Here is a 12768-nt window from a genome sequence, read left to right on the forward strand (position 1 = left end):
CGTCCGGGTCAAAAGAGAATAACCCTGACGCCGCGCCGATCTCTGTACAAAGGCCCGGTTCCGGCTCATTGCCGCACCAACCCGGTGCGCGCCGCGTCATCCTGCCGCCACGCGCCCAGCGCATCGCGCAACGCCTCGGCCATGCGCATGCGCCAACCCGGATCGTTCAGATTCGCCAGATCGCGCGGGCTGGACAGATAGCCCAGTTCAACCAGCACCGACGGAATATCCGGGGCCTTGAGCACCGAAAACCCGGCACCGCGCAGCGGTCGCGTCAATAGCGGCAGATCACGCGCCTTCAGCGTATCGATCAGCACCCCGGCCAGCCGTTCGGCGCGCGGCTGGGTCTCCATCCGCGCGAGATCAATCAGCACACCTGCCACGATGTCGTCCTTGCCGCTCAGATCGACCCCCGCCAGAATATCCGCACGGTTGTGACGTTCGGCCAGGGCAGCACTCGCCGCGTCCGAGGCGCTGTCGGACAGGGTATAGACCGAAGCGCCGCGTGCCCTTGCATCGGAAAACGCATCGGCATGCAGCGAGATGAACACATCCGCCGCCGCCCGGTGCGCCAGCGCCACGCGCCTCTCAAGCGACACGAACTCATCCGACTCGCGCGTCAGCACCACGTCGAACCCGCCCGCGCGCAAAAGGGTCTCGCGCAGTTCCTGCGCGAATTGCAGCATCAGATCTTTTTCGCTGGTCCCGCCCACCTCGGCACCGGGGTCAATGCCGCCATGGCCGGGATCGAGTACTACCGTCAGCGACCCGTCATCGGGCGCACGCGGCGCTGCCCTGAGTGCTGTCCGTGGATCCGGCAGATCCCAGCCCGGCAGGTCGGGCGTGCCCGCAGAGGCGGCAAAGGCCCCGGCATCCGCAGGCCCGAGCCGCACCCGCAAATCGGCCACGCCGGTCTGCCGGTCGACACTCAGCCCCGCCTCCTCCAGAACATGCGGGGCGGCCAGATCGACCACCATCCGCGACCATCCGGGCCGGATTTGACCCAGTCTCAGCCCCTTGGCGCGCGCGCTCCCGATAAGCTCCGCCGCCCCGGTCCCCCGCCATTCCACCTCGCGGAAATCGAGCACCAGGCGCGCGGGTTCGTCGAGGGTGAACACCCGGTAGGGCACCCCCTGACTCAGCCGCAGATGCACCTCCAGCCCCTGCCTTGTATCGGTGATCGCACTCGCCGCCGCGTCAAGCCGCGCCAGCCCGCTGAACCCCGCCCCTTCGGCGCGTGCCAGCGAAGCGCTCAGAACCGCCACCACAATCGCCAGAAAATTGAAAAACCTTCTGCTCACGCCCGTTCTCCGGTTTCCTGTCACGGCAGGCTATACCAGCGCACTGTCCCAAAAAACCCTGCGCCCTCACTGTTCCCCCAAATACTCAAATCACACCGCATTCCCAGGTGTAGCGTTCAGGGGCAGACGATGTCGTTGAAGAGCGCGAACATCATCAGCGACAGCACCAGCGTCAAGCCAATGCTCATCAGCACCTTCAGCGCCCGGTCGCTCGGCGGACGGCCTGTGGCCGCCTCGTAGGCGTAAAACACCAGATGCCCGCCATCCAGCACCGGCACCGGAAAGAGATTGAGCAACCCCACAGCCGTCGACAGTACGGCGATGAACCATATAAAACTCTCCGCGCCCTGGCTGGCCATCGCCCCCGAGACCTGCGCGATACCGATGGGGCCGGACATGTTGCAGCTGCTGATCGCGCCGGTGACCATGTGATACAGCCCCGAAAGTGACCCCTGAATGATCCGACCGGTCTGTGCAACCCCGGCACTCACCGCCGAGAGCGGATCCAAACGCTGCGTCGCCGGCTCGAACGCCAGCCCGCCCATGATACCGACCCGCCATTCGGTGCTAAAACCGCCCTCGTCCTGCGGCTCGTCCACCCGACGCGGCGTGATCGGAACCACCAGCGTCTCGCCGCCCGGACGCCAGAGATGCAGATCGAACGTCGCACCGTCCGAACCCTCGACAAAGGAGCGCAATTCGGAAAAGGTGACGATGGGCGTATCGTTGATCGCGGTTATCACATCGCCCGTCCGCATGTCCGAGGCAAAGGCTGCCGATTGCGGTGCCAGACCATTGACCAGCGGCGGCATGAGTTGTGGCCCCTGCACCCGCAGTCGGCTGCCGTCGCGCACCACCTCGTAATCGAGCAATGCGCGCCTGGGCAGATCGTCGATGAAACCACCAAACCCCTCGCCCTCTCCGAACGCGGGCAGCACGCGATCCTCGATCGCCAGCACCTGGTCACCCGGTCGCAGGCTCACCCCCTCGACCGGCAGCGGTCTGAGCGCGCCCACGGTCAGCGGCTCGGCAGTCTCGCCCTGGGACATCATGACCACGGCAAAAACCAGGATCGACAGGATGAAATTGAACACCGGCCCCGCCGCCACCGTCACCGTGCGCGCCCAGAGCGGCGCACCATGCATGGTCTGGCGCAGACGCTCGGGCGGGGTTGTGGCCATCGCCGCGGCATCCTTGCCGCTCGCCGCATCCGCATCACCCAGAAATTTCACGAACCCGCCAAACGGCAACAGCGCCACCTGCCAGCGGGTGCCATGCCGGTCCATGCGCGACCAGAGCACCGGGCCGAACCCGAGCGAGAATACCTCGGCCTTGATGCCGGACCAGCGGCCAACGATGTAATGGCCGTATTCATGCACCGCCACGATCACCGAGAGCGCCACGACAAAGGCCAGTATCGTCATGAAAAGATTGCCGAACTGCGGCAGAAGGTTCAGAATGTCCACGCTGTATCCTTATGTTCTTCGTGCAGTAACAACCTGATCGGCGCGCATCCTTGCCAGATGGTCCATCCGGGCCACAACATCAAGGGTCAACCCGGCACCGCACGCCTCGGGCGTATCGGAAAGCGCTTCCAGAACTTCCTCCACCACCATGCTCATATCGGTGAACATGATCCGCCCCGCGACAAAATGATCCAGCGCACGTTCCTTGGCGGCGTTGAAGACCGCTCCAGACAATCCCCGCCGCCTCATCACCTCGCGCGCCAACCGCAGCGCAGGATAGCGCGCCAGATCCGGTGCCCGGAAATCCAGCCTGCCGACAGCCGCCAGATCCAGCGCCTCGACGGGCAGCGCCTGTCGCTCGGGCCAGTTAAGCGCGTAGCCGATCGCATGGCGCATGTCGGGTGGACCGACATGCGCCATCAGCCCGCCATCGCGGAACCCCACCAGCGCATGCACGATGGATTGCGGATGAATGAGCACCTCGATCTGATCGGGAGCAAAGTCAAAGAACTCGCGCGCCTCGATCATCTCGAGCGCCTTGTTGAACATCGAGGCGCTGTCGATCGTGATCCGCTGCCCCATGTCCCAGTTGGGGTGGGATGACGCCTCTGCCACCGTCGCCTGCGCCAGCCGGTCCAGCGGCCAGTCACGGAACGCTCCGCCGCTCGCCGTCAGGATCACCCGCGAAACGGCGTCCCGGTCCTCGCCCGCCAGCGCCTGAAAGATCGCCGAATGTTCGCTATCCACCGGCAGGATGCGCGCGCCGGAGCGTCGCGCCGTCTCGATCATCAGCGGCCCGGCGGTGACCAGCGATTCCTTGTTCGCCAGCGCCAGTGTCGCGCCCTCCTCCAGCGCCGCCAGACCAGGAGCCAGCCCCGCAGCGCCGACGATCGCCGACATCACCCAATCCGCCGGGCGGCGGGCGGCCTCGATCAGCGCCGCCGGACCCGCCGCAGCAGCAATACCCGATCCCGTCAGCGCGGCGCGCAGATCGGCCAGCAGATCGTCATGCGCGGTCACCGCCACCTCGGCGTTCAGTGCCACGGCATCCGCCGCCAGCCGCGCAATGTTGCGCCCACCGGTCAGCGCCACGACCTGATACTCTTCCGGCGCGCGGACAATCAGATCGATCGTGCTCTGCCCGACAGAGCCGGTCGCGCCCAGAATGGAAATCCGTTTCATGCCACACCCGGCAACAGGCCGAGAACCCACAGGATCACCACCACCAGCGCCGCGCCCAGCATCGCATCGAAGCGGTCCAGCACGCCACCATGACCGGGAATGAGGTTTGAGCTGTCCTTGACCCCGCGCAGGCGCTTGACCGCGCTCTCGGCAATATCGCCCATCTGCCCGGCAAACCCCACCAGCACCGACACCGGTACCAGCGCCAGCCCCGCTCCGGTAGGCGCGGCAAAAATCAGGCCGATCACCGCCGCCCCGACCCAGCCCGCAACAGTGCCCGACCATGTTTTCCTGGGGCTGAAACGCGGCCAGAATTTCGGCCCGCCGATCATCCGCCCCGCGAAATAGCCCGCCACGTCAGAAATCACCACGACCGCCACCAGCCAAAGCACCCAGATCAACCCCGCCTCGGCCCGTAGCATGCCCATGGCATAGCATCCCAGGAGCGACCACAGTGCAAGAGCCAGAAACGGGCCCCGTTCGCGCTCGATGCTGCTTGCCGCCACCAGCCCCGCCGAGACGAGCAGCGGCAACACCAACATCCCCGGCAGCCAAAGCGCCAGCGCCATTGCGACCACCGCCAGCACACCCGAGCGCATGGAATCTGGCGCGCCGAACATCCGCGCACCCTCCCATATCATCAACCCGGCCAGAACACAGACCAGCGCCGCGAACACCACCCCACCGATCCAGATCGCCCATGCCCCGAGCGCGATCATCGCCACCCCCGACAGCATCCTCGGGGCAAGGTCAGACCAGCGCGCCGATACGCTCATGCGGACACAGCGCCGAACCGGCGCTCGCGCGTGCCGTATTGCAGCAGCACCTCGGCAAATATCTCGGCCGTGAAATCCGGCCAGAGCGTGTCGATGAATTCATATTCCGCATAGGCCGACTGCCAGAGCAGAAAGTTGGAAATCCGCGCCTCGCCGCTGGTGCGGATCACCAGGTCGGGATCGGGCAGCACGCAGGTATCCAGATAACGCGGCAGTGTTTCCAGATCGACATCTTCGGGCTTCAGCCGCCCCTCGGCCACATCGAGCGCCAGCCGTTTTGTGGCGCGCGCCACCTCGTCACGTCCGCCGTAATTAAGCGCGATGGTCAGGTTCAGCCCGGTGCAGGCTTCGGTCATCGCCTCGGCCTCATCCATCAGCACGCGCAGCTTGGAATCCAGCCGGTGCCGGTCGCCGATGAACCGAACGCGCACATTCTCGCGCACGAATTCCTGCATTTCCTTCATGATATACCGACGGAAAAGGCTCATGAGACCCGCAACCTCGGTCTGGGTCCGCTTCCAGTTCTCGGTGGAAAAGGCGAATATCGTCAGATACCTGACCCCAAGGACCGGACATGCCTCGACGATCTCGCGCACCCGCCGCGCACCGGCGTGATGCCCGTAAAGCCGCGGTCGCCCGCGCGCCTGCGCCCAGCGGCCATTGCCGTCCATGATGATCGCCACATGCCGCGGACCATCACTGCCAGACTGTTTTTCTGCCACAGGCGCATACGTCATGGTCAGACCTGCATGATTTCGGCCTGCTTGTGGTCCAGCGCCTCATCCACCAGCTTGATAAACCTGTCGGTCAGATCCTGCACCTCAGTCTCCCAGAATTTCTGGTCATCCTCCGACATGCCGTCCGCCTTGGCCTTCTTTATCTGATCCATCCCGTCGCGGCGCACATTGCGCACTGCCACGCGCGCATGTTCGGCATATTGCGAGGCCACCTTGGTCAGTTCCCTGCGGCGCTCCTCGTTCAGTTCGGGAATGGGCAGCATGATGATCGTGCCGTTGAGTTGCGGATTGATCCCCAGACCACTCTCGCGGATCGCCTTCTCGACCTTGCCCACCAGCCCCTTGTCCCAGACGTTGATCGTGACCATGCGCGGCTCGGGCACGTTCACGGTGCCCACCTGATTGATCGGCGTCTTCTGGCCATAGGCATCAACCATCACCGGTTCCAGCATCGAGGCAGAGGCGCGACCGGTGCGCAGCGAGGCGAATTCTGTCCTCAGGGCGCTGATCGCCCCTTCCATCCGCCGCTCCAGCGCGCCCGTGTCGATTTCGATATCTTCCGCCATAGTCGTACAGTCCCTCTTGCGGTCACGTCAGTTGCACCCTCTTTAGCCTCAACCGTGGACGGTTGTATAGGTGCCCTCACCCGCCAAAATTCCCTTGAACCCGCCCGGCTCATCCAGCGAAAACACGATGATCGGCAGGTTATTGTCGCGCGCCAGCGCAATCGCAGAGGCATCCATCACCCCCAGATGCTGCGCCAGAACCTCGTCATAGGTGACGCGGTCGAACCGCCTGGCATCGGCATGCTTGATCGGATCCTTGTCGTAAACCCCGTCCACCTTGGTCCCCTTGAAGATCGCCTCGCAGGCCATTTCATTGGCGCGCAGCGTCGCCGCCGTATCGGTAGTGAAATAGGGATTCCCGGTGCCCGCAGCAAAGATGCAGACGCGCTTTTTCTCCAGGTGGCGCACGGCGCGACGGCGGATATAGGGCTCTGCCACCTCATCCATGCGAATTGCGCTGATCACCCGGCAGAACACGCCCAGCTTTTCCAGTGCGCTCTGCATCGCCAGCGCGTTCATCACCGTGGCGAGCATTCCCATGTAATCGGCGGTCGTGCGCTCCATCCCCTGCGCGGAGCCCTGCAGGCCCCGAAAGATGTTGCCGCCGCCGATCACCATGCAGATCTCCACCCCCAGATCATGCACGATCTTGACCTCGCGCGCGATCCGCTCGACCGTTGGCGGATGCAGGCCATAGCCCAGATCCCCCATCAGCGCCTCACCGGAAATCTTGAGCATGACGCGGCTGAACTTGGCTCGGACAGGGTCGGGGCTGGTCATGGTGATCTCCGCTGCGTCATATTGGTCGCGCGCAAAATGTCGCAAATGTCACCAAGGTGCAATCGCGGAAACCGGCGGGCATCTGGAAAAGGCGCAAAAGCGCTCCGGGCTGCCATCCGGGGTCGGGGTCGAAAAGTCCGGGCGGAAGTCTCTGAGCGCTCCAGAGCACGAGAGAGAGGGCGGACAGGACTCGAAACGGCTGGCTTTCAGCGTTCCCCCTTGCCGGACATGGCGGGCGGTTATGACCTGCCCCGGATGACATGTCATCGCAGGCAGGGGCCAAAGACCGGGGCGCAAGGTCAGTGCAGGAGGCGCAGGGCGGTCCGGAGCCGGAGAGGAGTAAAAGGGCCTCAAGCAGGAGACATCTGACATTCTGACAGGACCGGCAGGAGGGTGTCACCGATCTGAGGCGCAAAGCATCTCGTCAAACGGCCCCATCTTGGATAACCGGGACATATGGAGATCCCGCAGGACATAGACCCGCGCCGCCCGTTGCTGATCGCCGGCCCCACCGCCAGCGGTAAATCAGCGCTCGCCATGGCGATCGCGCAAGCGCAGGGTGGCGTGATCGTCAATGCCGATGCGCTTCAGGTCTATGCCAACTGGCGGATTCTCAGCGCGCGGCCAGACCCCGCAGACGAGGCGGCGCTGCCGCATGCGCTCTATGGCCATGTCCCGCCAGAGACAGAGTATTCCACCGGCCACTGGCTGCGCGAACTCGCAGCACTACTGCATGGCCCCGAGCGCCTCATTATCGTGGGCGGCACCGGACTCTATTTTTCGGCCCTGACCGAAGGTCTGGCCGATATACCGGCAACACCCGCCGAACTGCGCGCCAAGGCCGACCGCCTGCGCCAGACCGAGGGGCTGGACAGGCTACTTTCGGATATCGACGACGAAACCCGCGCCCGCATCGACGCCCGCAATCCGATGCGCGTGCAACGCGCGTGGGAGGTGCTGCACGCCACCGGGCGCGGTCTTGCGACATGGCAGGACGCGACACCGCCCCCCCTCCTGCCGCCCGACGCCTGCACGCAGCTGCTGGTCGAGGCGGGCAAGGACTGGTTGAATGCCCGCATCGCCCGCCGCTTCGACGCCATGCTTGCGGCGGGCGCACTGGACGAGGTACGCGCCAACCTTGCCGGATGGGACGCCGCTCGCCCAGCCTCCAAGGCCATCGGTGCGCCGGAACTCGTGGCGCATCTGCGTCGCGAGATCACGCTGGATGAGGCGCGCGAGGCCGCCACCATCGCCACCCGCCAATATGCCAAGCGGCAACGCACATGGTTTCGCGCAAGAATGAAAACATGGCGGCACATCGCCGCCGAAACATTGTAGACTGCCGCGAACCGACATTACAGAAAGGCCCGACATGACCCCGACCCGTTACACCATCCCCGCCCGCCGCGGCAAGGCCGCCCGCCTCAACGCGGGCGAGGCGATCCGCATCATCAACACCCACGGCGCGCAGGTGGTGGACACCTGGGCCTTCAGCGCCGATGACATGACCGAATTCATGTCGATGGAACATATCCGCCCTACCCTAGGCCGCATCTTTCCACGCTCTGGCGACGCGCTCGTCACCAACCGCCGCCGCCCGATCCTGCATCTCGAGAAAGACACCTCGCCCGGTCGTCACGACACCCTCATCGCCGCCTGCGACGATTACCGCTACGGCCTTCTGGGCTGCACCGAATATCACGACAATTGCACCGACAACCTGCACGCCGCCCTGCGCCAGCTTGGCCTGACCGCGCCCGAATGCCCCAGCCCGCTGAACCTGTGGATGAACATTCCCGTCGATGGGGCTGGCAACACCGCCTGGGGCGAACCGCTCAGCAAGCCGGGCGATTACGTGGTGCTGCGCGCGGCGATGGATTGCGTGGTCGCGATGTCCGCCTGCCCCCAGGACATCCTGCCGATCAACGGCGCGTCACTCGCGCCCACCGAGGCGCATTTCGAGATCATCGGGCGCGGCTGACAGGCCCGGACAGCGCCGCCTGATCCAGCACCCGCTGCACGCCGCCCGCAAGGTGATACACCACCCCCTGCCCGCCGCCAATGCGGTCGATCTCCGACAGGGGCCGCCCCGTCAGCAGAAGCCGCAGCACGCGCGAGGTGACGCCATGGGTCACGATCACCATCGGCGTGCTGCGGTCCCGCAAAAAATCGCGGCACCGCGCCTCCAGCGCCGCCAGCCCCTCGCCACCCGGCGCCAGATCATAGCCCTGCAACCCGACGCCATCCGCATCCTCCGCCCCGGCAAGCTCCGGGATCTCCCGCCGCAGCCGCCCCTCCCATTCGCCCACACCGATCTCGCGCAGCCGGTCATCGGTGCGGACATGCGCCACCCGCCCCACCACCGCAACCGCCGCCGTGGCGATCGCGCGCCCCTGCGGGCTGCACCACGCCTCAAAGCCATTCAGATCGCAGCCCGCCAGGATCCGCCCCTGCCGCACCGCCTGCGCCCGGCCCTCGCCGGTAAGCGCGCTGTCCTGCCCGCCCTGCATGCGCCCGACGGCATTCCATTCTGTCTGCCCATGGCGCAGCACATAGACTTCGGGCCAGCCGACCGGCATTAGCCCCTCCTCCCCGGCGCCTGCATATCTGACACCGGACCGGGGGCGTGGATTTCATCGCGAAGCTGTAACACCTTTTCTGTCCGATCCTGCATGGCCTGCGCACCGGATTGCGCAATCGTGCCGTTGTCAACGCGCAGAATACCAGCGCCCGCCGCATGATCAAAGATCCGCCGGCATGGCATTTCCCGCATTACGGGATTTCCCCAATACGTAAACGCGCAATGGGATGCTAACTTCATTCCCGGTGGAAAGAAATCGGGGATGATCCGAGGGGAGAATCACAATGGGCAAGGTATTCCGGTTTGGTGATGACAGAACGGTTGATGGCGCGTTGCTGGAGCGTATCGACAAAATGGCCGCGCAGAGGATCGAGGAACGTCCGTTTTCCCAACCAACCGACAAGACGAAACCTCTCTCCGATAGCATCGCCGCCCGCTCCGCAGACAAGCTGCAACGCCTCGTGGCCCGGAAATACCGCTGGTAACACAGGCAAGGCGCGATCCGGCTCAGCCGCGTCGGGGCCCTGGCACATTGGAGTCGGGCGAGACCGGCGAGTAAAGGCATGGCCCGGCGGTTTCTGCCACGCACTGACGACCAACGGCCAGGTCGGGGACCAGACCCGGGGCGTGCCTTTCCAGCGCCCGGTCATCGCGGCCTGTTACAAAAAGACATTTTCCACATCGCCGGTCTCGCCCCGGAAAAAAACTCCGGCCATGTGGGGTGAAATGGCCAGCATGGGCAAGACCCTGCCATCGAACGACGGTTGGTCAGGCCACGCGCCTCGTTGCCGCTTCGAGAAAACAGACGATGCAAATCGGTGCATGTGCAGGTTGGAAGAGCGCCTGACTTGGTCATCAACGCTTTGCAGGCTGCGCGGGCGGCCAGCGCCGCATCACCCTGCCGCGCCGTCCCTCTCATGCTGGCGAGCGCTCCGGGGCTGTTCCAGATCCTTCACCCGCTCGCGGAGAACGAATTTCTGGATCTTGCCGGTCGCGGTTCTGGGAATCGGCATAAAGACAAAACGGCTTGGCACCTTGTAGGGGGCAAGATAATCGCGGCACCATTCCCGCAATGCGTCTTCCTCAACAGTTTGTCCCATGGCCAGTTCGACAAAGGCACAGGGCGTCTCACCCCATTTCTCGTGCGGCATAGCAACGACAGCGGCGACCGCGACGGCCGGGTGACGGTAAAGCGCCTCCTCGACCTCGATCGAGGAAATGTTCTCGCCGCCCGAGATGATGATGTCCTTCGACCGGTCCTTGAGCTGGATGTAGCCATCCGGATGCACCACCCCCAGATCACCGGAATGAAACCAGCCCCCGGCAAAAGCCTTTTGCGTGGCCTGCGGATTGCGGAAATATCCCTTCATCACCACGTTGCCGCGAAACATCACCTCGCCCATCGTTTCACCGTCAGACGGGACCGGAGCCATGGTTTCGGGGTCCATGACCTCCAGCCCCTCCAGCGGCAGATAGCGCACTCCCTGACGGGATTTGAGCATGGCCTGCTCTGTGGGAGGCAGATCGGACCATGCACCGTGCCATTCGTTGACCACCGCCGGGCCGTAGGTCTCGGTCAGACCATAGAGATGGGTCACGCCGAACCCCGCTGCCTGCATGTCCGCCAGCAATTTTTCGGGCGGCGGAGCAGCGGCGGTAAAGAACTGCACCCGATGATCCAGCCGTCGCTTGACCTCTTCGGGTGCCGAGATGAGCAGCGACATCACGATGGGCGCACCACACAGATGCGTCACGCCTTCCTGGGTCAGGGCCTGCCAGATCGGCTCTGCCCGCACCTGCCGCAGGCAGACATGCGTGCCGATGATCGCCGACAAGGTCCAGGGAAAGCACCAGCCGTTGCAATGAAACATCGGCAACGTCCACAGGTAGACGGCGTGTTTCGCCATCGAGGTGGTCAGCGCATTGCCCTGCGCCAGCAGATACGCGCCCCGGTGATGCGACACCACGCCCTTGGGATCGCCCGTCGTGCCCGAGGTGTAGTTGATCGCAATGGCGTCCCACTCATCCTCCGGCATCAGCCATGCGAATTCGGGATCTCCCGACGCGAGGAATTGCTCGTAATCCAGCGCATCGTCACAGCCCCCCGGCCCGGAGAATTCCGGATCATCGTATTGGATGACCAGCGGCGTCACCTTGGTCAGCGCAAGCGCCTCCTGCATCAGCGGTATGAACTCGCGGTCCACGATCACGATGCGCGTCATCGCATGATCGAGTTGAAACGCGATGATCCGGGCATCTAGCCGCGTGTTGATCGAATGCAGGACACCGCCACACATCGGCACGCCGTAATGACATTCCAGCATCGCGGGGGTATTGGCCAACAGCACCGAAACGGTATCGCCGCGCCCGATGCCACGTCGCACGAGCGCCGATGCCAGCTGCCGGGACCGACCATGGAACTGTGCATAGCTGCGCCGCAGCGGCCCGTGAATGATCGCCGTGTGATCGGGAAAGACGCTGGCGGCGCGGTCCAGAAAGCTGAGCGGGGTGAGCGGCTGGAAGTTCGCGGGATTCCGGTCAAGGCCGATGTCATAAGGATTGTCCACGATCCGCCTCACCGATCCTGCCAGGCGGGCGCGCGTTTTTCGATGAAAGCTCCGATACCTTCCTCGGCATCGCGGGCGAGCATGTTCTCGACCATCACCTTCGAGGCGTAATCATAGGCCTCAGCCAGCGGCATCTCGCGCTGTGCATAGTAGGCGCGTTTCCCAGTCGCAAGCGTCATGCTGGATTTCGACGCAATCTTGCGGGCCATCTCCATCGTGGCCTCCCGCAGGTCGCCCTCGGCGACGGCGCGGTTGACCAGCCCGATCTCGGCAGCACGGGCAGCCGATGTCATGTCACCGGTCAACAGCATCTCCATCGCGTGCTTGTCCGGGATATTTCGGGACAGCGCCACCATCGGCGTAGAGCAGAACAGCCCGATATGCACGCCCGGCGTGCTGAATTTTGCAGTGTCTGCCGCGATGGCCAGATCGCAGCTTGCCACCAACTGACAACCCGCCGCGGTGGCGATGCCCGTGACTTCGGCGATGACCGGCTTGGGGCAGGTCACGATCGCCTGCATGACGCCCGAACACCGTGCCATGATCTGTGCGAAATAGGCGCGGCCACCATCCGGGGCCGCACGCCCGACAGTCATTTCCTTCAGGTCATGTCCGGCGCAAAAAACCGAGCCGTTTGCGGCCAGAACGATCACGCGCACCGCCGGGTCTCTGCCCGCCTCGTCCAAGGCGGCACCCAGCGCGGCCAGCATCGCCTCTGACAGCGCATTGCGGCGCGGCGCGTCATTCAGGGTCAGGCGCAGAATGCCGTCTTCCCCCGACGCACGCAGCAGAATATCTCGGTCTCGCACGGC

13 protein-coding genes are annotated in these 12768 nt (G+C 64.5%); 3 read left to right on the top strand and 10 right to left on the bottom strand.

The annotated features are described in order from the left end of the window. Window positions 1-65: 65 nt before the first annotated feature. From BSG08_RS06215 to pyrH, 7 genes are all read right to left on the bottom strand, one after another. Entirely contained in the window at window positions 66-1301 is a 1236-nt protein-coding gene (locus tag BSG08_RS06215) for an N-acetylmuramoyl-L-alanine amidase (RefSeq protein ID WP_245770610.1), read from the bottom strand. A gap of 116 nt (window positions 1302-1417) precedes the next feature. Beyond that, a complete protein-coding gene (rseP, locus tag BSG08_RS06220) occupies window positions 1418-2767 on the bottom strand; it encodes an RIP metalloprotease RseP (protein ID WP_093033730.1) in 1350 nt (449 codons plus the stop codon). A gap of 9 nt (window positions 2768-2776) precedes the next feature. Next, on the bottom strand, window positions 2777-3949 hold the full coding sequence (gene dxr / locus BSG08_RS06225) for a 1-deoxy-D-xylulose-5-phosphate reductoisomerase (RefSeq protein ID WP_093033733.1): 1173 nt from the start codon (window positions 3947-3949) through the stop codon (window positions 2777-2779). Further along, window positions 3946-4725 (bottom strand): phosphatidate cytidylyltransferase, encoded by a 780-nt coding sequence (locus BSG08_RS06230; RefSeq protein ID WP_093033737.1) that lies wholly within the window; start codon window positions 4723-4725, stop codon window positions 3946-3948. Before BSG08_RS06230 ends, dxr begins: the two co-directional genes overlap by 4 nt. After that, window positions 4722-5462, bottom strand: coding sequence for an undecaprenyl pyrophosphate synthase (locus BSG08_RS06235; RefSeq protein ID WP_093033740.1), 741 nt, complete (start codon window positions 5460-5462; stop codon window positions 4722-4724). The genes BSG08_RS06230 and BSG08_RS06235 overlap by 4 nt, the downstream gene beginning before the upstream one ends. A 2-nt stretch (window positions 5463-5464) precedes the next feature. After that, window positions 5465-6028, bottom strand: coding sequence for a ribosome recycling factor (gene frr, locus BSG08_RS06240; RefSeq protein ID WP_093033743.1), 564 nt, complete (start codon window positions 6026-6028; stop codon window positions 5465-5467). A gap of 48 nt (window positions 6029-6076) precedes the next feature. Beyond that, complete coding sequence (pyrH, locus tag BSG08_RS06245; RefSeq protein WP_093034282.1) at window positions 6077-6808, bottom strand: UMP kinase; 732 nt, start codon at window positions 6806-6808, stop codon at window positions 6077-6079. 456 nt (window positions 6809-7264) lie between these two features. On the opposite strand from pyrH, the gene miaA reads away from it, so the two are divergent. Together miaA and BSG08_RS06255 are read left to right on the top strand one after the other, a co-directional pair. Continuing rightward, a complete protein-coding gene (gene miaA / locus BSG08_RS06250; protein ID WP_093033746.1) occupies window positions 7265-8146 on the top strand; it encodes a tRNA (adenosine(37)-N6)-dimethylallyltransferase MiaA in 882 nt (293 codons plus the stop codon). Window positions 8147-8180: 34 nt separating this feature from the next. Then, window positions 8181-8789, top strand: a complete 609-nt coding sequence (locus BSG08_RS06255; RefSeq protein ID WP_093033750.1) for a DUF1989 domain-containing protein — start codon at window positions 8181-8183, stop codon at window positions 8787-8789. Here BSG08_RS06255 and BSG08_RS06260 read toward each other — a convergent pair. Further along, complete coding sequence (locus BSG08_RS06260) at window positions 8773-9387, bottom strand: histidine phosphatase family protein (protein WP_093033753.1); 615 nt, start codon at window positions 9385-9387, stop codon at window positions 8773-8775. The two genes, BSG08_RS06255 and BSG08_RS06260, sit on opposite strands and share 17 nt — an antisense overlap. A gap of 286 nt (window positions 9388-9673) precedes the next feature. Here BSG08_RS06260 and BSG08_RS06270 point away from each other — a divergent pair, with 286 nt between their 5' ends. Then, window positions 9674-9874, top strand: coding sequence for a hypothetical protein (locus BSG08_RS06270; protein WP_093033759.1), 201 nt, complete (start codon window positions 9674-9676; stop codon window positions 9872-9874). 408 nt (window positions 9875-10282) lie between these two features. Here the strand turns inward: BSG08_RS06270 and BSG08_RS06275 are convergent, their stop codons facing one another. Next, window positions 10283-11959 carry an acyl-CoA synthetase gene (locus BSG08_RS06275; RefSeq protein ID WP_175544716.1) on the bottom strand — a complete coding sequence of 559 codons (1677 nt, stop codon included), beginning with the start codon at window positions 11957-11959 and terminating at the stop codon, window positions 10283-10285. A 5-nt stretch (window positions 11960-11964) separates the two neighbouring features. Continuing rightward, a complete protein-coding gene (locus BSG08_RS06280) occupies window positions 11965-12765 on the bottom strand; it encodes an enoyl-CoA hydratase (RefSeq protein ID WP_093033765.1) in 801 nt (266 codons plus the stop codon). Window positions 12766-12768 lie beyond the last annotated feature (3 nt).

Origin of the sequence: Roseovarius azorensis, assembly GCF_900109455.1 — a bacterium.
In the GTDB taxonomy this organism is placed as follows: domain Bacteria; phylum Pseudomonadota; class Alphaproteobacteria; order Rhodobacterales; family Rhodobacteraceae; genus Roseovarius; species Roseovarius azorensis.

Excerpts from the sequence above, each read along its gene's own strand:
- BSG08_RS06255 (WP_093033750.1), top strand. The coding sequence starts at position 8,181 with ATGACCCCGACCCGTTACACCATCCCCGCCCGCCGCGGCAAGGCCGCC.
- BSG08_RS06270 (WP_093033759.1), top strand. The coding sequence starts at position 9,674 with ATGGGCAAGGTATTCCGGTTTGGTGATGACAGAACGGTTGATGGCGCG.
- dxr (WP_093033733.1), bottom strand. The coding sequence starts at position 3,949 with ATGAAACGGATTTCCATTCTGGGCGCGACCGGCTCTGTCGGGCAGAGC.
- BSG08_RS06235 (WP_093033740.1), bottom strand. The coding sequence starts at position 5,462 with ATGACGTATGCGCCTGTGGCAGAAAAACAGTCTGGCAGTGATGGTCCG.
- pyrH (WP_093034282.1), bottom strand. The coding sequence starts at position 6,808 with ATGACCAGCCCCGACCCTGTCCGAGCCAAGTTCAGCCGCGTCATGCTC.
- BSG08_RS06260 (WP_093033753.1), bottom strand. The coding sequence starts at position 9,387 with ATGCCGGTCGGCTGGCCCGAAGTCTATGTGCTGCGCCATGGGCAGACA.
- BSG08_RS06230 (WP_093033737.1), bottom strand. The coding sequence starts at position 4,725 with ATGAGCGTATCGGCGCGCTGGTCTGACCTTGCCCCGAGGATGCTGTCG.
- frr (WP_093033743.1), bottom strand. The coding sequence starts at position 6,028 with ATGGCGGAAGATATCGAAATCGACACGGGCGCGCTGGAGCGGCGGATG.
- miaA (WP_093033746.1), top strand. The coding sequence starts at position 7,265 with ATGGAGATCCCGCAGGACATAGACCCGCGCCGCCCGTTGCTGATCGCC.